Origin of the sequence: Halomonas sp. MMSF_3323 (genome assembly GCF_030733595.1) — a bacterium.
In the GTDB taxonomy this organism is placed as follows: Bacteria; Pseudomonadota; Gammaproteobacteria; order Pseudomonadales; family Halomonadaceae; genus Halomonas; species Halomonas litopenaei.
Genome location: NZ_JASHIT010000047.1, coordinates 21,751 through 38,347 on the forward strand (window position 1 = coordinate 21,751; position 16,597 = coordinate 38,347).

The 16,597-nt window shown below is 59.8% G+C and carries 16 protein-coding genes; 5 read left to right on the forward strand and 11 right to left on the reverse strand.

What is annotated here, in order from left to right:
- Positions 1-90: 90 nt before the first annotated feature.
- Positions 91-1,725 (forward strand): BCCT family transporter, encoded by a 1,635-nt coding sequence (locus tag RBB39_RS19755; protein ID WP_045990947.1) that lies wholly within the window; start codon positions 91-93, stop codon positions 1,723-1,725.
- 196 nt (positions 1,726-1,921) lie between these two features.
- On the opposite strand, the gene RBB39_RS19760 is transcribed toward RBB39_RS19755, so the two are convergent.
- The 5 genes from RBB39_RS19760 to RBB39_RS19780 form a co-directional block, all read right to left on the reverse strand.
- On the reverse strand, positions 1,922-2,290 hold the full coding sequence (locus tag RBB39_RS19760) for a tautomerase family protein (protein ID WP_045990948.1): 369 nt from the start codon (positions 2,288-2,290) through the stop codon (positions 1,922-1,924).
- Between the two features lie 81 nt (positions 2,291-2,371).
- Positions 2,372-3,211, reverse strand: a complete 840-nt coding sequence (locus RBB39_RS19765; protein ID WP_204248903.1) for an enoyl-CoA hydratase-related protein — start codon at positions 3,209-3,211, stop codon at positions 2,372-2,374.
- Between the two features lie 174 nt (positions 3,212-3,385).
- Complete coding sequence (locus RBB39_RS19770) at positions 3,386-4,807, reverse strand: CaiB/BaiF CoA-transferase family protein (protein ID WP_083970165.1); 1,422 nt, start codon at positions 4,805-4,807, stop codon at positions 3,386-3,388.
- Complete coding sequence (locus RBB39_RS19775) at positions 4,807-4,953, reverse strand: hypothetical protein (protein ID WP_156088600.1); 147 nt, start codon at positions 4,951-4,953, stop codon at positions 4,807-4,809. Before RBB39_RS19775 ends, RBB39_RS19770 begins: the two co-directional genes overlap by 1 nt.
- A gap of 515 nt (positions 4,954-5,468) precedes the next feature.
- Positions 5,469-7,163, reverse strand: a complete 1,695-nt coding sequence (locus RBB39_RS19780) for a hypothetical protein (protein ID WP_052704187.1) — start codon at positions 7,161-7,163, stop codon at positions 5,469-5,471.
- A 381-nt stretch (positions 7,164-7,544) separates the two neighbouring features.
- Here RBB39_RS19780 and RBB39_RS19785 point away from each other — a divergent pair, with 381 nt between their 5' ends.
- Entirely contained in the window at positions 7,545-8,465 is a 921-nt protein-coding gene (locus RBB39_RS19785) for a LysR substrate-binding domain-containing protein (RefSeq protein WP_045990949.1), read from the forward strand.
- A gap of 260 nt (positions 8,466-8,725) precedes the next feature.
- On the forward strand, positions 8,726-9,160 hold the full coding sequence (locus RBB39_RS19790; RefSeq protein WP_045990950.1) for a hypothetical protein: 435 nt from the start codon (positions 8,726-8,728) through the stop codon (positions 9,158-9,160).
- A gap of 122 nt (positions 9,161-9,282) precedes the next feature.
- Here the strand turns inward: RBB39_RS19790 and RBB39_RS19795 are convergent, their stop codons facing one another.
- From RBB39_RS19795 to RBB39_RS19820, 6 genes are all read right to left on the reverse strand, one after another.
- A complete protein-coding gene (locus tag RBB39_RS19795) occupies positions 9,283-9,951 on the reverse strand; it encodes an amino acid ABC transporter permease (protein WP_052704188.1) in 669 nt (222 codons plus the stop codon).
- A gap of 5 nt (positions 9,952-9,956) precedes the next feature.
- A complete protein-coding gene (locus RBB39_RS19800; protein ID WP_157032932.1) occupies positions 9,957-10,697 on the reverse strand; it encodes an amino acid ABC transporter ATP-binding protein in 741 nt (246 codons plus the stop codon).
- 16 nt (positions 10,698-10,713) lie between these two features.
- Positions 10,714-11,382 carry an amino acid ABC transporter permease gene (locus RBB39_RS19805; protein ID WP_045990953.1) on the reverse strand — a complete coding sequence of 223 codons (669 nt, stop codon included), beginning with the start codon at positions 11,380-11,382 and terminating at the stop codon, positions 10,714-10,716.
- A gap of 67 nt (positions 11,383-11,449) precedes the next feature.
- A complete protein-coding gene (locus RBB39_RS19810; RefSeq protein ID WP_083970166.1) occupies positions 11,450-12,310 on the reverse strand; it encodes a transporter substrate-binding domain-containing protein in 861 nt (286 codons plus the stop codon).
- Between the two features lie 282 nt (positions 12,311-12,592).
- A complete protein-coding gene (locus tag RBB39_RS19815; RefSeq protein ID WP_253029099.1) occupies positions 12,593-13,789 on the reverse strand; it encodes an NAD(P)-binding domain-containing protein in 1,197 nt (398 codons plus the stop codon).
- Positions 13,790-13,876: 87 nt separating this feature from the next.
- The gene (locus RBB39_RS19820) at positions 13,877-14,440 is read right to left on the reverse strand and encodes a MarR family winged helix-turn-helix transcriptional regulator (RefSeq protein ID WP_306169309.1); all 564 of its coding nucleotides are present in this window, start codon (positions 14,438-14,440) and stop codon (positions 13,877-13,879) included.
- Between the two features lie 511 nt (positions 14,441-14,951).
- Here RBB39_RS19820 and RBB39_RS19825 point away from each other — a divergent pair.
- Both RBB39_RS19825 and RBB39_RS19830 read left to right on the forward strand, forming a co-directional pair.
- Positions 14,952-15,170: a hypothetical protein gene (locus tag RBB39_RS19825; RefSeq protein WP_306169310.1), complete on the forward strand. Its 219-nt coding sequence runs from the start codon at positions 14,952-14,954 to the stop codon at positions 15,168-15,170.
- A 216-nt stretch (positions 15,171-15,386) separates the two neighbouring features.
- The gene (locus RBB39_RS19830; RefSeq protein WP_306169311.1) at positions 15,387-16,577 is read left to right on the forward strand and encodes a TauD/TfdA family dioxygenase; all 1,191 of its coding nucleotides are present in this window, start codon (positions 15,387-15,389) and stop codon (positions 16,575-16,577) included.
- The last annotated feature ends 20 nt before the right edge of the window (positions 16,578-16,597 follow it).

The following is a 16,597-nucleotide window of genomic DNA, read 5'->3' on the forward strand; positions in this document are numbered from 1 at the left end:
CCTGGCTTCCCCGCTCCACTGACTCTGGCAGGACGCCCCGTGGCGTCCTGCCAGGGCTTCGCCCTCGCCTCCACAATAAAAGGAGTCGCTATGTTCCATCGGATGCGACCTCTGGTCTTCTGGCCCCCCTTCATCCTGCTGATTCTGTCGCTCGCCGCCAGCATGCTCGATCTAGAGCGTTTTCTGGACGTCACCGGCGGCCTCAACAGCGCCATTCTCGACAACGTCGGCTGGCTGTTCTCCCTTACCTCACTGGTGATGGTGATGACTTGCCTGATCGTCTTCCTGTCCCCTCTGGGACGAACCCGGATCGGCGGCGAAAACGCCCTTCCCATCCTCTCGCCGTGGCGCTGGTTCTCGATCACCCTGTGCACCACGGTGGCGGTAGGCATCATGTTCTGGTCGACGGCCGAGCCGCTCTATCATCTGCATAACCCTCCGGCGTCGCTGGATATCACCGCCAATAGCCTGGATGCGACCCGCTTCTCGCTGTCGACCATGTTCCTGCACTGGTCGTTCACGCCCTATGCCATCTATACCGTTCCGGCAGTGATGTTCGCCATCGCCCACTACAACATGGGCAAGCCCTTCTCGCTGGGTTCCCTGTTCACCCCTATCCTGGGCGATCGCCTTATTGGTCGCCCCGGGCGCCTGCTGGATGCGCTGGCGCTGTTTGCACTGGTCTGTGGCATGGCGTCGTCACTCGGCACCGGCGCCATGACCCTGGCCGGTGGTGTCGACCGTTTCCTCGGCACGGGAACCGGGCCGCTGGCACTGGGCATCGTGACCCTGGCGATCGTGGCGGTGTTCACAGCCTCCGCCGCCAGCGGTCTGCAACGCGGTATCGCAATGCTGTCAGCCCTCAACGCTCGAGCCTTCTTCGCCTTCATGGCCTTCATCTTTCTGTTCGGGCCGACGCGTGACATCCTCGGTTACGGGGTGGAGTCCAGCGGTGCCTATCTCGGCCAGTTCATCGAAAAGAGTCTGTTTACCGGCGCCCTGGCCGATGACCCCTGGCCAAAGGACTGGAGCATCTTCTACTGGGCCAACTGGATGGCGTGGGCGCCCATCACGGCGCTGTTCCTCGGTCGCATTTCGCGAGGCTACACGGTGCGCCAATTCATGCTGATCAACCTGGTCGCCCCCGCACTGTTCGCCATTGCCTATGTTTCTGTCACCAGCGGCAGCATCCTGCACATGGATCTGAGCTCGGGCGGCAGCATGCATGCCCTGCTTCAGGAAAGCGGTCCCGGGGCCATGGTCTACGCGCTCCTCGACGAGCTGCCGCTGGGTGGGCTCAGCGCCATCGCCTTTCTGACAATTGCCTTTCTCTCCTACGTCACCGCCGCAGATTCCAACACCGAGGCCATCAGCCAGCTATGCAGCAACGACAGCCAGGCCGCCCTCGCCGGCGATGGCAACGATGACAATGCCAGCTACCGTCTTCCGCTGAAGATCCTGTGGGGCTGCACCATCGGTGCGGTCGCCTGGATCATGACCAGCTTCGTCGGCGTTGATGGCATCAAGATGCTGTCCAACCTGGGCGGCTTCCCGGCACTGCTGATCGTCATCCTGGCCACGGCGTCATTGCTGCGCCTGGTCAGTATGGGTACCGCTGGCGCAGGCATGGAACGCACCCCCTCGCGCACCTACTCACAGGAGGCCCACGAACGCTGGCAAAGACACCAGCAGCTCAACGAGGCCGTACCGCCCGATAACCAGTGAATCCTCTGTCCCGATTCTCAGGCAGGCCAAGGCAAGGCCTGCCCCATAAACTGAGAGCCTCGGCTCCCGCATCCTGTTCGCCAGGCAACCTCGATGCCGGGCGGCTCGCCCCTTCGCCGCCATCACGTCTTGGCTTTCTACGCCTAAAAAAATGGCCCGCTATTCGCGGGCCATGGTCGTCTCGGCGCGTCCGTCTTCAGGTTTCACAGAACTGCGCCACACCATCCCTGAATGACCAGTCGATGTCCTGGTTCTCGGTGATGGTGATCATGACGTTATGCGGGGGGATGCCGGGGTTTTCGGCAAGTGACTCGACGACCCTGGCGTAGAACGCCTTCTTGTCGGCGTCCGGACGGCCACTTCGCATCACCAGGTGCATCATGACGCGATCAGAATCACGCCGTTGCAACTGCAGGTTCTCCGGCTCGCACTCATTGATCACCTGGTAGCGATCGTCGTCGGGGAAGCCCATGGTATCGATGACGGCGGCGTTAACCTGATCCGCCACGGCCCTGACGTAGTCTCTCGACTTCCCTTTCACTAGATTGATCGTCACAAACGGCATCCACCCCTCCTGCCCCGGTCAATGATTGACGCTCTGTATTCGACGCTGTTGGTTGTCTTTCGTCGCGAGCTCGGCCGACGTCTAGCGATGGCGGAAGACCGGCGCACGCTTCTTGACGAAGGCATTCATGCCTTCCTTCTGCCCCTCGGTGGCAAAGGCCGCCTGGAACAGTAGACGCTCCTGGCGCAGGCCTTCCGCCAGCGGGGTCTCGAAGGCCGCGTTGACCGCTCGCTTGGCCATCTTGACGGCTGGCGCGTTGTAGCCTGCGATGGTGTGCGCCGCCTCGAGGGCAGTCTGCATCAGCTCATCCTTCGGCACGACTCGCGCCACCAGCCCGATCTCCTTGGCCTCCTGGGCGCCGATGTTGCGACCGGTCAGCACCAGGTCCATCGCCATCGCCTTGCCGACCGAACGTGCCAGTCGCTGGGAGCCACCGATGCCGGGCAGGATCCCCAGCTTGATCTCGGGTTGCCCGAACTGGGCGTCGTCGGAGGCGATGATCATGTCGCACAGCAGGGCCAGCTCGCAGCCGCCGCCCAGCGCAAAGCCGGCCACCGCAGCGATGATGGGCTTGGAAATCTGGCGCACCTCGTCCCAGGGGGCCAGGAAGTCATCCATGTAGAAATCGGTGAACGACTTCTCGGCCATCTCCTCGATATCGGCGCCGGCCGCGAAGGCTCTCGGGTTGCCGGTAATCACGATGGCACCGATGCCGGGGTCGGCGTCCAGCTCGCGCAGTACCGCTAGCGTTTCTTCCGCCAGTTGGCGATTGAGTGCGTTCAAGCTTTTCGGGCGATTCAGGATGATCAGCCCGACCCGTTCACGGCGTTCCACCACGATCATCTCTGGCTCACCGTTACCTGCCTCAAACGAAGCCTCGGAGGCAACATTCCGTGTTTGTTCTTCGACCTTCTTGTTCATCTCTTGTCTCCTGACGTTACCCGTAAACCAGCTACGTATCGGTTCGATACGCTCCCACCTGCGGCCGCAACCTCGCCTGGTCGTGATGCGACCTGACTGCGCCGCGCCACACCGGATATTCACGACCCGATATCGCCAAGCGGCGTACATCTGATGAAAAAACGCGTCTGACGACTATGGTTTTCCGACCCGCTTGCCCAGATCTCGAGCGGGTTCTTGACCCTGTTTGTCGGAGGCCGACTGGCCACCCTTTATCCGGGTGGCGGCGCTGCCACTCGCCTTGCGCGAGTCTTGCCTGGCCATCGCTGCTTGATCGCTCTGGGCTCCTTGACGTTGCCCCGAAGATGTCGCGCCGGCCTTGGCCGACCGCGCCTTGCCGGCTTGCCCTGGCGTGGAAGGCAGGCAATAGGAACCGTGACGCGCCATCAACTCATCGAGAATGGCCTGTCGATGTTGACCCAGGCCTGGCGCCACCAGCGGTGTGTCGCTGCCAAGGTCCACCCTGCCGGTCATCTTTATCGGGTTGCCCGCCGTCCTGAAGGGCTTCCCGGCGCTTCCCTGGACCTGGACGATCATGTTTCTCGCCTTCAACTGGGGATGATCGAGCAGTTTGTCGATGGTGTTGATCGGCGAGCAGGGAACGCCTTCCTCGTTGAGCAGGTCGACCCAGTGCTGCACGGGCCTGGTCGTCAGGATGCGTTCCATCTCCTCCACCAGTGCCGGGCGATTCTGGCAGCGAAGATCATTGGTGATGAACCGAGGATCGAAGGCCAGTCGCGAGGCGCCGATGGCATCGGCCATCAGCAGAAACAGGGTGTCGTTGCCGGCGGCGATGACCAGCTTGCCATCCTCGGCCTTGAAGCTTTCGAAAGGCGCCAGCGACGGGTGGCAATCACCGGTTCTATTCGGCACGACGCCTTCGATGTCGTAGCGTGCCAGCGCCGTTTCCATCATCGCCGCCTGGCAGTCCAGCATGCCGATATCGACACGGGTCCCCTGGGCGTCCTTGGTTCGGCTATACAGCGAAGAAATGATGCCCACCGCCGCAAACAGGGCCGCGCTCAGGTCGCCAAAGCTGGTACCGACTCGGGCCGGTTCACCGTCCGGCCAACCGGTCAGACTCATCACGCCGCCCATGGCCTGCACCACCATGTCGTAGCCTGGCAACTCACTGAACGGGCCGGTGTGACCGAAGCCTGAAATCGAGGAATAGATCAGGTGAGGATGGGTCTGGGCGAGGCGCTCCGGACCATAGCCAAGACGCTCCATGACCCCGGGTCTGAAGTTCTCCACCAGCACATCGGCCTCGTCCAGCAGGCGCTCAAGCAACTCGCGATCACGCGGCGACTTGATGTCCAGTACGATGCTTTCCTTGTTTCTATTGAAGCAACTGAAGTAGGCGCTTTCGTTTTCGACAAAGGGGCCGAACTCTCGTGTGTCGTCACCGGTGCCGATCTTCTCGACCTTGATGACGCGGGCGCCAAGGTCCGCCAGGACCATGGTGCAGTAGGGCCCTGCAAGCACCCGCGAGAAGTCCAGTACCGTCACGCCGTCCAGAGGCCCTTTCTTTGGTTCGTCCAGTGGTGTGTTGGCCATCAACTTGTCTCCTGTGTTGTTGTATCGAGCGCCAGCGTCAGCTGGCGACTGGCCACACCGGAGGCACGGTGGCAGGCGTGCTGATGGCCCGGAGAGGCACGTTCACCGATCTGGCCAGCGACGAGATGGGAAGCGATAGCGGTCATGGGGATCGGCCCTTTATAAAATTTGTTTAATCTGCACCGAGGGGAATCGACCCTTGGCGGGGCTCCTTCTTGGTTATGCCTCAGAATATGGGGACCACAGACCACTACAATTCAGTTATTCGCAACCCAGATATAAGTTTTGAAAATATCAAAACCCACTAAGTGAGAACCCGATACGGTACTCACCGCCCGAGGCGCGCCAGCATCACGATGGTGTGCCCAGCCGATCGACATCACGACGACATCTCCCGCTGGTGAACATGTCCTGGCGTTGCATCTAAAGTTGAAGCTACAAACAACGACGCCCGGGGGACCGGGCGGTGTTGGGCGTGCACGGGTTAGGGATGGTGTTCGAGTGCCGTTGCCTGGCCATCGGCGTGCAGGGGGCGGACAACTACCGCAAGGGGCTTGAGCTGGGGTCGGTCGAGCAGGCCGATGAGGCGTCATGGCCTGAAATCGAGCGCGGACGGTCTGAAGAATCGCTTTCAGGCCCCAGCCGCGCCCTGTTGCAGATCTTAAATCGCCTGCCATGCCTCCGGCAGTTCCACATGCCCACTCAGTGCCGATCCGACAAAGGAGGCGGCAGCCTCGAGTCCGGCCAGCGCCATGGCGCCACCTTGCCAGCCGAAGATGCCGTTGCCCGAGTCACGAGAAGATTCAGCGCTGAAGGAAGCCTCGTCATCGAACAGGTCACCAAGGTGAAGGGCGTCATCACGGGCCCCGGCCGAGGAGACGCTATCGCCGGCATCGGCAAGCGCGACCTCTTCCCTCGACCACTCGCCGCCTTGGCCGTCCTGAGGTGCATCGACGAAGGCAATATCGCGATCGAACCAATCGAATCGAAACTCGTCTTCCAGACGATCGTCTTCGATAACGTAGCGCAGGCCGGGACCGGCACCGCGAAAGCCGCCGCCGTACTCGAACTCGATGCGCTCGATGCCGCCCGCCAGGGTCAGGGAATCATGGCCGGACACGCCAATCCGTCCATCATCCAGCCGGTAGACCTCGTAGTCGTCCGCCTCTCCCTCGAATAACAGGGTGTCGGTGCCCTGCCCCCCTTCGACCTGGTTGGTGCCGGTCGAGACCCGGACCTGGTCGTCTCCAGCAAAGCCTTCGATGTAATCATCGGACGCGCCGTCACGCAGCAGGTCGTCAAAGACACTGCCGACAATAAAGGCCGGCGCGCCAGCGTGATTGGATGTCGGCGAGTCGATATCGCCCACCCAGTGTATCGCGCGCCCAGCGGCACCAAGCGAGGACACCACCACTACGCTGTCCTGACTCATCAGCTCATAAAACGATGAGGAGACAATGCGCGCGACCGCGTCCGACGTGATGCCACCGAGATGCGCGCCCCAGGCGAAGGGATTCAGGCCGCTGTCGCTGGCCAACAGCCAGGGCGACTTGCTGTAGACAGCATCGAACAGCACCAGATTGTCCACGGAGCTTGAGTAGTTCTCATCGCTGTTCTCCAGAAAGCCATCGAAGCCCTCGAGCGCCGACTTCAGATCCTCGTGGTCACCGACGAAACGATGGATGACGTCGTTCTCGAAACCGATATTGAGCACGTTGTCGGCTTCGAAGATCAGCGGTGACGCATGGCCAAGATAGTGACTGTCAGCGAAGAACCCACCCGCCAACTGATCCGAGAAGCGCGCCTGGATATTGGCCAGCGCTCCACCCAGGCTGTAGCCGGTAATGATGGCGTCATCACCCTCAAGCCCATGCTGGTCCATGAACGACGCCACCCCGGACAGCACGGGTGCCATGGTCTTCGCGATCTCCTTACCGGAATTCAGAAAGGAGTAGTCGACGATATCTACCGGGGCATTGGTACCGGCATAGGACACGCTGACGCGGCTGATGTTGCCCAGGGCGTCCTGCTCGGCCAGGACCTTGAGCTGAGGGCCACGGGAGACATTGCCGAGCAAGGGGCTCTGAAGCGTGATGTACCCATCGACGTCCACCAGAGAGGATGGCAACCCCAGTTCGCTGGCCGAGACTTCTCGCCAGCCTCCCGGTAGGCCACTGGTGACCTGATTGGCTGAAAAGGTCCCCGGTCCTGCGATGTTGTCCAGGGTCACCAGCATCTGTCCAAGGGGAAGCCCGAGCGCACGGTCTGTCTGCGAGTAGGTCGCCAGCGCATGCGAGGTGACGGCGAGCTCGGCAGAGGCCGACGAGTCAAGCCCGGAGATCGTAAAAAGTGGCATAGAACATCCTCACCTGTGAACTTCAGCACAAGAAAAGACAACAGCCTAGCCCAGTTTCTACGCTTTCCGACCCCATCATTGCTTCACCGACTTTTCAGGCAAAGCTGCTGCGATAAAGCGTCGAAAAAAGAAGCGATATGGAAAGAAGATTCCTCCCATCCATCTTGTATTTTACGAGCTATCAAGACGATGAGTTTTACCGGACCACCATGCCGGAACCAGTGTCGATCGCTGCGTAGATGTGCCCGAACGGTGCCCTGGCAATGGCCTGAAAAACATCTGGCCGGCCATTGCTGGCGTATATCTGCAGCCGGTATCGGCCTCAACGGTAGTGCCTCGACTGCGGTAGAATGGCGTTTTTTACGCTGGAGCCAGCGTTCGATGAAGGCCCGTCATCTCCCCTCGACCACCACGCTTCAGTGTTTCGAAGCCGCCGCCCGGCACCTGAGTTTCACCCGGGCGGCGGATGAGCTGAGCATCACCCAGAGCGCCATCAGCAAGCAGGTGGCCCAGCTCGAGGACTACCTGCAGCACAAGCTCTTCCGTCGACTCAGGCGCACCCTGGTGCTGACGCCGGAAGGCTCGCTGTACCTGACCGAGGTGCGCAAGATCCTGGCCCACCTCGAGATGTCGGCCAACGCCATCATGACCTACAGCGGCCACGGTGACGTGCTCAAGGTGGCCACGCTTCCCACCTTCGGCACGCGCTGGCTGTCGTTGCAGCTACCGGCCTTCTTCGAGGCTCACCCCGGTATCACCCTGCACCTGTCCGACCGCGTGGAGACCTTCGATCTGGAAAACGAAGGCATCGACGTAGCGATCTTCCACGGCCACGGCAGCTGGCCCAACCTCGAGTGTCACAAGCTGTTCGAGGAAGAAGTCATGGCGGTCGGCGCACCCGGCTATCTGGCGCGCCAGCGCATCGACAGCCCCGCCGATCTGGCCAACTGCCGGCTGCTGCACCTGTCGACCCGCCCCGACGCGTGGCACCGCTGGTTCGACGAACAGGGCATTCGCACCGATCGCAGCTACCACGGCATCCGCTTCGAGACCTTTCAGACGCTGATTCGCACGGTCATGGCCGGCGGCGGCCTTGCCCTGATTCCACGCTTCATGATCGACCATGAACTGGAAGCCGGCGCCCTAGTCCCCGCCTGGCCCACCCTGTTGCGCGGTCCCAACGCCTACTACCTGGTCTATCCCGAGCACCTGGGAGAGCTCGCCAAGGTGCGCCAGTTCGTCGACCACCTCAAAGGCTGCGCCGCGCCACAGGCCCCGTCCGAGCAGGCCCGGTCAAAGTAGCCCCCCGCGAGTAGTCCCCGTCCGGGCTAGCTCCGCCCGAGTAAGCCCCATCCGAGTAAGCCCCGTCCGAGCAGCTACCAGGGGCGTCGCCGGCTGAGACCCTCCGTTTTCGGTGGCTCGGCACATGGCCTGGCCCCTTCGCTGCTCCTGCACGAAAAGTTTTCTTCTGGTTGTAAGGTCCCGCTTTCAGATGCGACACAGCCTCCCACGGCGCTCGCCCATCGAGCGCCACCCCCTAGAAGACGACCAAGGAAGCTCAGATGCACACTGAAGGAAACGAGATGGCGGGCCTCAAGGGCGGGCTGCTGGCGATGCGTATCGGCATCTTTCTGGTACTGCTGGTCTGGACCCTGAGCAAGTTCATCAACCCAAGCCAGGGTAGCGGGATCATGGACAAGTACTTCGGCATCGCCGGCGTCGGCACCGCCGTCGTGGTGGCGCTAGGTGTGCTCGAACTGGTGCTGATCCTGGCCTTCGTCAGCGGCAGCTTCAAGCGCATAAGCTATGGTGGCGTGCTGCTGGTACACGGCGTCTCGACGCTGGTGACCATCCCGGCGATGGTGACCGATCCCTTCGGCCATATGCTGTTCTTCGCCGCCCTGCCGATGCTGGCCGCCTGCTACACCCTCTATCGACTGCGCGACCACGACACCCTGCTGACCCTGGAACGCCCGGCGCCCCTCGCCACCGCCTGAGGCGACGTCGCCAGAACAGACGCGCCCCCGATGAGCAACCACTTGCTCACCGGGGGCGCTTGATGTAGCGACTTCGGTAGCTCACTACTGGTCCACTGCGAGGCTCCAGACGCCTCTCGGGCTCACTGAGTGGTCACCCCAGGCACCCAGGTCTTCCGCTCGACCCAGCCAAGCAGGCTTGCCACACTGGACGTCAGCACAAGATAGATGATCCCCGCCCAAAGAAACACGTGGAAAAAGTCCAATGTTCGCGAGCCGATATCCTGAGCAATTGCAGTAATCTCAACCACGCCTATGGTATAGGCAATGGAAGTGAACTTGAGCTCGATGATCGCTTCGTTGGACCACTGAGGTATCACCCGCCGTAACGCCTGCGGCAACATGACGTGTCGGATAGCCTGCCATTTGATCATCCCGCACGCCCTTGCGGCGGTCAATTGCCCTGAAGGCACCGACAGGATCGAACCACGAAAGTACTCTGCCTGGTAGGCGGCACTGTTCAAGGTGATGGCGATCACCGCGGAGGTGAAAGCATCAAAGACAATGCCTACGTGGGGGAGACCCAGATAAATAAAGAACATCTGGACCAGCATCGGCGTCCCGCGAAAAAGCTCTATATATGCGGTACTGATCCAGTACCAGACTCGCCCGCCGTAGACACGCGCCCAACACAGCGCAAGCCCGAGAAAGAAACCGAGCGTGATCGCAATCACCCAGAGGGCGAGGGTGATCGGGACCCCTGTGAGGAGTTGCGGCAGCCACTCAAGGCCAAAGCTCAAAAAATCCATCATAGCGCTCACCCATGCTCTGCGATGACGTTGAGGAAAGCCCTGGTGCGCTCATTCTCTGCGCCTGTGAACAGGGTCTGCGGGTCACCCTGCTCAACGATATAGCCTTTCTCCATAAAGATGATCTCGTCGGCAGCCTGACGTGCAAAGCTCATCTCGTGAGTTACCACGACCATCGTCATCCCGTCACTGGCGAGTTGCTGCATGACTTTGACCACTTCCCCCGTCAACTCAGGGTCCAACGCTGATGTAGGCTCATCAAACAGCAGCACGTCAGGGTCCATCGCCAGCGCCCTTGCAATAGACACACGCTGCTGCTGACCACCAGAGAGTTCTGCCGGATACGCATCTGCCCTGTCCGACAACCCCACTCGCTCCAACTCCTCATAGGCACGACGAGTCGCCTTATTTCGCTCGACTCCATTTACCCTGATTTGGCAAATTCGTACGTTGTCCAAGACGGTGAGATGGGAGAACAGGTTAAAATCCTGGAAAACAAAGCCGATCCGCGCCCGCATCTTGTCGATATTACTGTCGGTGACTTCTTCTCCCTTGAGGTAGACCTTGCCATCGTCGGGGTTAGTGAGATGGTTGATACTTCGCAAAAGCGTACTTTTTCCTGATCCGGATGGACCAATAAGAACTTTTGTTTCACCCCGATGAAGAGAAAAGCTGATACCTTTCAGGACCTCTACACCGCCATAGCTTTTCTTCACACCTTTTACATCGAGAACCAGATCGCTGTCCATAACATTATCTCTCATCTTATTTTTCGAACCCCGGAACCGACAATTTCCTTTCAAAAGCATAAAGGGCACTATTCCCGGCTCTATTTAGAATAAAATAGAGAAGGGCGACTACCGCAAATACGATGAGGACGTTTCCTTGGGTACTGGTAATTATATAGTGAGCTTGACGCGTCAGTTCGACAACACCGATCACGTACGCCAGCGACGTTTCCTTTATCTGAGATGAAAACTCGTTTGTCCAAGGCCCTATTGCATGTCGTATGGCTTGAGGTAAAACGATATATGCAATCGCCTTGGAACTAGACATTCCCATCGCCCTTGCAGCCAGCATCTGGCCCTCAGGAACAGACTGGAAGGCACTACGAAAAATCTGAGATTGATAAGCAGCAGACCTTAGCCCCATTGCCAAAACTGCTGCAGCGAAAGCGGAGATATCGTATACCCCAGATAATCCATAGAAAAAAATGAACAGCATTATAATGATTGGAATACCACGAAAAATTCGCTCGTAGACGATCAGCGGCCACTGAACAAAACGAGAACGTGGCCCGTACAGCTGTATCAAGCATATAGCTAGGCCAAGAAATAAACCTATAACCAAAAGACAGAACAAGAGGGCAATCGCGACCCCCAGCCCTTTCAAAAGAAAGGGAAAGTCTCTAATAAGTACATCATAGATATCCATGACATCGGCCCCGATGAAAAAAGGCGCTTCCGGTCGAGGAAGCGCCTACAGCAATATAACGCCAGATTTATTCGTTTCCGAGCTCGGGAAGTCCACTCACCGGCTTGTCATAGGTATCTACGAAATCCGGCATATGGCCAGGAATGGCAGGCGCCACAACCCCGGGGATATAGCTGCTTACGATTTCCTGCCACTCACCAGAGTCATAAATATTCATGATACCCTGGTTCAACTTTCCAAGGACCTCCTGCGGATCATCCTTGGTGACAGCCAGCGCCAAAGGAGCACGAATATAGATCTTGCCAGCCATCTTTACCGGTCGGCCAGAGTTGATATATTCCTGAGCCGACGTATCGTCCACGATGACCGATGAAATCCTGCCGATCGCCATGTCATCGACAGCGGTCACATAGCTGTCGTACTTGGAGAGAGAAACGTCAACATCGCTATTGTTGATAACGTTCTCTTCCATCCATGCCTGCTGGGACGAACCACCTTGAACGCCGACACTAGCGCCACAGCAGACTGCCGTAAAGACATTGGCGTCAGAGTCTTCAGGAACCAACACAACATCGTTGGTTTCCCACCAGGGTATACTGAAATCGATGGCCTCTGCCCGCTCCTCTGTCACAGTCAGCCCAGTCGCCAATATATCAATCTTTTGAGCCGCCAGCGCTGGAATCAGAGAAGGGAACGGCATGTCCTGAAATTCAATCTCAAAGCCTTGATCTTCAGCGATAGCACTCATCGCATCGATGGCAATGCCTTTGAACTCACCACTTTCTACATATGCCCAAGGCGGAAAGGAGGCTTCAATACCCACCGTATATGGGTCTTGAGCCAATGCCGTCGAGGAAATTCCCGTTCCTGCAAGACCCACTGCTGCTAGAGCAAAATAGGTGACCCAGGATGGCTTCTTGTTATTCATAATTGCCTCATATTGTCTAACGAATTTATCGATTAACCAATTCAATATGGTGGCTATAAAGGCCGCATGTCAAGCCAGCGACCTTTCGTTAAAAATGAGTTTATGCATTATCGCGAATAAAACAAAAAAACCTTTGCTCTCCCGCTAAATACAGAAAAAATCCATACTCATTGCTGCTCCGACAAAAAAAATGGCAGGCTGGCGCTCCTTGCCATCTTCTTGGGCACTCACCCACGGTGACAGCCATACCCCGGAGCAGTTCACCATCCGGCATGCCCCGCCCTACTCTCGCTGTGCCGCTCTTTCCGCCAGCGTTGCCACCACCGAGCGCACCTGTTCGTAACCGGTCCTCAACAGGAAGGTGGGGGCACGGCCGTAGCTCTTGATGCCCAGGATATACAGCCCCTGCTCCGGATGGCGGAGCTCCTCGGCGCCGTGGGAGGGTACCGAGCCACAGCTGTGGACGTTGGGATCGATCAACGGCGCCAGACGAACCGGACTCTGGGTGGCCGGATCCAGCTCGAGGCGAAGCTCGGACAACAGCGACAGATCCGGCCGGAAGCCGGTAGCGACGATGACCTCGTCTACCGGCGGCAGGCTCTGACCTTCCCCGTGGATGAGCAGACCATCGGCCCCCTCCTCAAGTCGCTCGATCCTGACCCCGGGATAGGCCTCGATCCTGCCATCGCTCACCAGGCGCTGAACCTCCAGCCCGAGCCGACCACGTTCCTCGAGAGGATCGTCGGCACACCCGCAGAACATCCTGGCCAGTGAATCACCACGGATCGCCCACAGCACCCTGGTATCCGGGGCTGCCTCGCCAAGCTCGGCCAGATCGCGGAGTAGATTGAAGGCCGAATGCCCGGCGCCGACCACCAGCACACGACGGTTGGCGTAGCGATCGCGCCCCTCCTTCAGCACCGCCGGCAGACCGTAGGTCACTCGCTGTGCCCATCGCGCTTCCCCTAGCGCTGGCATGCCGTGGGCCCCCATCCAGTTGGGCTGGCCGAAGGTACCGGAGGCGTCGATGACCGCATCGGCCAAAAGGTCGCGCTCGCCATCGGGGGCTTCGATCCTCAGGACGAACGGCGCCTCGAAGCGCCCCTTGTCCTTCAGCACATCGATCCCGGACCGACTCACGCCCACAACTCTACTTTGCAGGTGTACGCGGTCTCGGAGCTCAGGCAAGTTCGCCAGCGGCTCCAGATAGTGCTCCACAAGCTCCTGGCCGGTCGGGCATGCATTGCCGCCTGGTGGCTGCCAACCCCAAGCCTTCAACAGTGCGGCAGCGTCATGATCAAGATTGCATTCCCAGGGCGTAAACATTCGCACATGCCCCCACTGCCGCAGATGCTCACCGACGCCCGTACCCGCTTCGATGACTACCGGATCGAGTCCATGCGCTAGCGCATGGGCGCAGGCGGCGAGCCCGATGGGGCCACCTCCGATAATCGCGATCCTGCCGCTTGTCTGATTCATCTATCGCTCCTTCAATGAGTGGCATCTAGGCGGGAGTGCCTCGAACCCGACATAAGTTGTTAGTACCAACGATATAGGCAAAAAAACTCAGGTCTCGTCCTCGACAGCACTCAGGGTCCCAGGCCCCGGACCACAGCGCCGTTGCGCGGACTGGGTCAACTGCCGTATCAGGGTCAGCGCCGCCTGACGCATATCCGGGGTGAGTCCTTCGAGCATCGCCCGCTCTTCAGCGATCAGGTCGGCGCGTATCGTCTGGTACAGCGCTTCTCCCTGCACCGTGGGGCGAATCAGTGCGGCACGTCGATCTACTGGATCAGCAACCCGGTCGACATGTCCCTTGCGTACCAGGGCGTCCACCACGCGACTCGCCGTGCTCTTGTCCAGGTACATTTCGCTTGCCAGCCCCTGCAGGCGCAATGGCCCTTGATGGACCAGGGTCTCCAGGGCATAGCACTGGGCCACCGAGAGGTCATAGCCGCAGATGCGATCGCGATCTCGAAACTGGTGGACCCGAATCAGCTGATTGAGTGCGTCATAGAGCGCTCGAGCATCCCGATCGAGGTTCTCGCCGCTCGGGAGGTCGAGAGGGTTGTTGCTATCGCTTTGGTTGTCGCTATCGCTTTGGTTGTCGCTATCGCTTTGGAGAGGCATCGTGTCTCAGGCAGTTTAGTTGGTACCTGCAACGTAAATGACGGCCCTGCGTGGGTCAAGCCGCTCTCTTGCCCCTCCTTCTCCCCTTTTCTTCACACCGGGCGCCTGTTGCCGGTCCTGCGCCCCCCGGGCCGAGCTACGCACTGATGATTCGATAGCTCCGCGCCTTCGGCGAGCGGCATCGCCATATAGAAGGGAACGAGAGAACGCTCAAGCAAGCTGCTACGACCTCATTGACAGCCGGTCACCTGCGGGATAGGTTGGGGTCTGCGCCGATTTGAATCTCAGCTTGCGGGCGCTTTAAAAAATGCAGCTAAAGCGACGCCAGAGGCCCGCTTTAGCTATTGCTGAGCGGGTTTTTTGTTGCCCGAACACTTTTTATTGCCGAACACGTAACGCCGCCGATTTAAGCACCAACTTGCGGGCGGAATACAAGTGCAGCTAAAGCGGCGTGCGACTCCTAACCCCTGGGTCGGCGCTTGCCGACTCACAAGGGGATCAGGAGACAGACATGACCACTTCCACCCGCCCTGCTCGAAGCCTCACCACCTCTTCCAAGCCGTCCGCCCAACTCAAGACACTGTGTCTGACACAGGACGATCTGGTGCGCGCGGAATTTCGCAACGACGTGATTCTTGCGGGTCTCGACAGCCGCTTACGCCCCCCCTCGCGCCACCATTCACGCCAAGGCTCGACACCGGATAACACTCGCGACAACTGGCGGCCGTAGAGGGCTCGAGCCTGAGCAAAACCGGGTTAGCTTGACGGCCATGAACCCATCTGTGCGTATTACAGCGTCTACCTCAGGCGTCCGGTACTGCCGGGCGCTTTGCCATCACGGGTATAAAGAAAATGCATGGTGGAGGATAAGCCAGCGCCTCTACTCCTTCGCCGGGAGATGGCTCAGCATGCGCGCCGAACGCTTGCCAGACACCGGAGACCCGCGATGCGAAAGCCAACCTCCCGCCCTGAGTTCGTCATCCACGAACAGCCCCCGGCCGTCGTTGTCGTCGACGGCCAGCAGTCACGCGAGATCAGCCCGCTGTGGCTGCGCGAACGTACCCAGGCGCCGGATCAACTGGAGCCGATGACCCAGCAACGGCTGTTCGACTCCCATGCCATCGACGCGAATCTGACGCTGACCCAGGCCACCCAGGTCGATGAGCAGCATGTGGCGCTGGCCTTCAGCGACGGCCATCGCGAGACCTACGATCTGCGCGTCCTGGCCGAGGAACTCGGAGAGAGCGAGCTGTTTCCGGCCGCCGAACCCTGGGACGCCTCGCTCGATCAGAACAAGGTACGCTTTGACTGGACCCAGGTGCTTGACGACCCCGACGTCTTTCGCGAGTCACTGGATGCCTATCTACGCTACGGCTATCTGGTGCTTTACAAGGTACCCACCGACCCGGAACGCATCCTTCAGGTCGGCAGCCACTATGGCTACGTCAAGGAAACCAACTTCGGTCGCTATTTCGAGGTCTATTCACGCCCCAGCGGCAATGACCTGGCCTATCGCAGCGTGGCGCTTGGTCCCCACACCGACAACCCCTACCGCAACCCGGTGCCGGGTATCCAGCTGCTGCACTGTCTGGTCAACGAGACCAGCGGCGGCCTGTCCACCCTGGTCGACAGCCTCAAGGTTCTCGAGCGGCTACGCCAGGAGACTCCCGAGGGCTACGAGCTACTGAAACATACCCCGGTACGCTTTCGCTTCGTCGACGCCGGCACCCAGCTGGTGACCCAGCGCACCATGATCCAGACCGATGACGACGGTCGCCCCACCGGCGTTCACTACAGCCCGCGCCTGGATGGCCTGCCGCTGCTCTCCGACGCCGAGACACGGCTGTTCCACCGCGCCCGCCAGCGCCTTGGCGAACTGTTTGCCGACCCGACCTACGAGGTACGCTTCGCGCTCGGCGCCGGCGAACTGATGCTGTTCGACAACAGTCGCGTACTACACGGCCGCACCAGCTATGACAGCAACGAAGGACAGCGCCACCTGCAGGGTTGCTACCTGGATACCGACGGCCCGCGGGAGCGTTTCGCCAGTCTCTTGAAGCAACATGCGTCCATCGAGGAGGGGCGGTCTCAACCTACAAGCGCAACACTATTGGAGTGCCGGAGATCCGGGCACTGATTTCTGGAGAACCTCCGCGT

Bases quoted from the DNA above. Each gene is read 5' to 3' on its own strand.
- RBB39_RS19755 (WP_045990947.1), top strand. From the start codon at position 91: ATGTTCCATCGGATGCGACCTCTGGTCTTCTGGCCCCCCTTCATCCTG.
- RBB39_RS19760 (WP_045990948.1), bottom strand. From the start codon at position 2,290: ATGCCGTTTGTGACGATCAATCTAGTGAAAGGGAAGTCGAGAGACTAC.
- RBB39_RS19765 (WP_204248903.1), bottom strand. From the start codon at position 3,211: ATGAACAAGAAGGTCGAAGAACAAACACGGAATGTTGCCTCCGAGGCT.
- RBB39_RS19770 (WP_083970165.1), bottom strand. From the start codon at position 4,807: ATGGCCAACACACCACTGGACGAACCAAAGAAAGGGCCTCTGGACGGC.
- RBB39_RS19775 (WP_156088600.1), bottom strand. From the start codon at position 4,953: ATGACCGCTATCGCTTCCCATCTCGTCGCTGGCCAGATCGGTGAACGT.
- RBB39_RS19780 (WP_052704187.1), bottom strand. From the start codon at position 7,163: ATGCCACTTTTTACGATCTCCGGGCTTGACTCGTCGGCCTCTGCCGAG.
- RBB39_RS19785 (WP_045990949.1), top strand. From the start codon at position 7,545: ATGAAGGCCCGTCATCTCCCCTCGACCACCACGCTTCAGTGTTTCGAA.
- RBB39_RS19790 (WP_045990950.1), top strand. From the start codon at position 8,726: ATGCACACTGAAGGAAACGAGATGGCGGGCCTCAAGGGCGGGCTGCTG.
- RBB39_RS19795 (WP_052704188.1), bottom strand. From the start codon at position 9,951: ATGATGGATTTTTTGAGCTTTGGCCTTGAGTGGCTGCCGCAACTCCTC.
- RBB39_RS19800 (WP_157032932.1), bottom strand. From the start codon at position 10,697: ATGGACAGCGATCTGGTTCTCGATGTAAAAGGTGTGAAGAAAAGCTAT.
- RBB39_RS19805 (WP_045990953.1), bottom strand. From the start codon at position 11,382: ATGGATATCTATGATGTACTTATTAGAGACTTTCCCTTTCTTTTGAAA.
- RBB39_RS19810 (WP_083970166.1), bottom strand. From the start codon at position 12,310: ATGAATAACAAGAAGCCATCCTGGGTCACCTATTTTGCTCTAGCAGCA.
- RBB39_RS19815 (WP_253029099.1), bottom strand. From the start codon at position 13,789: ATGAATCAGACAAGCGGCAGGATCGCGATTATCGGAGGTGGCCCCATC.
- RBB39_RS19820 (WP_306169309.1), bottom strand. From the start codon at position 14,440: ATGCCTCTCCAAAGCGATAGCGACAACCAAAGCGATAGCGACAACCAA.
- RBB39_RS19825 (WP_306169310.1), top strand. From the start codon at position 14,952: ATGACCACTTCCACCCGCCCTGCTCGAAGCCTCACCACCTCTTCCAAG.
- RBB39_RS19830 (WP_306169311.1), top strand. From the start codon at position 15,387: ATGCGAAAGCCAACCTCCCGCCCTGAGTTCGTCATCCACGAACAGCCC.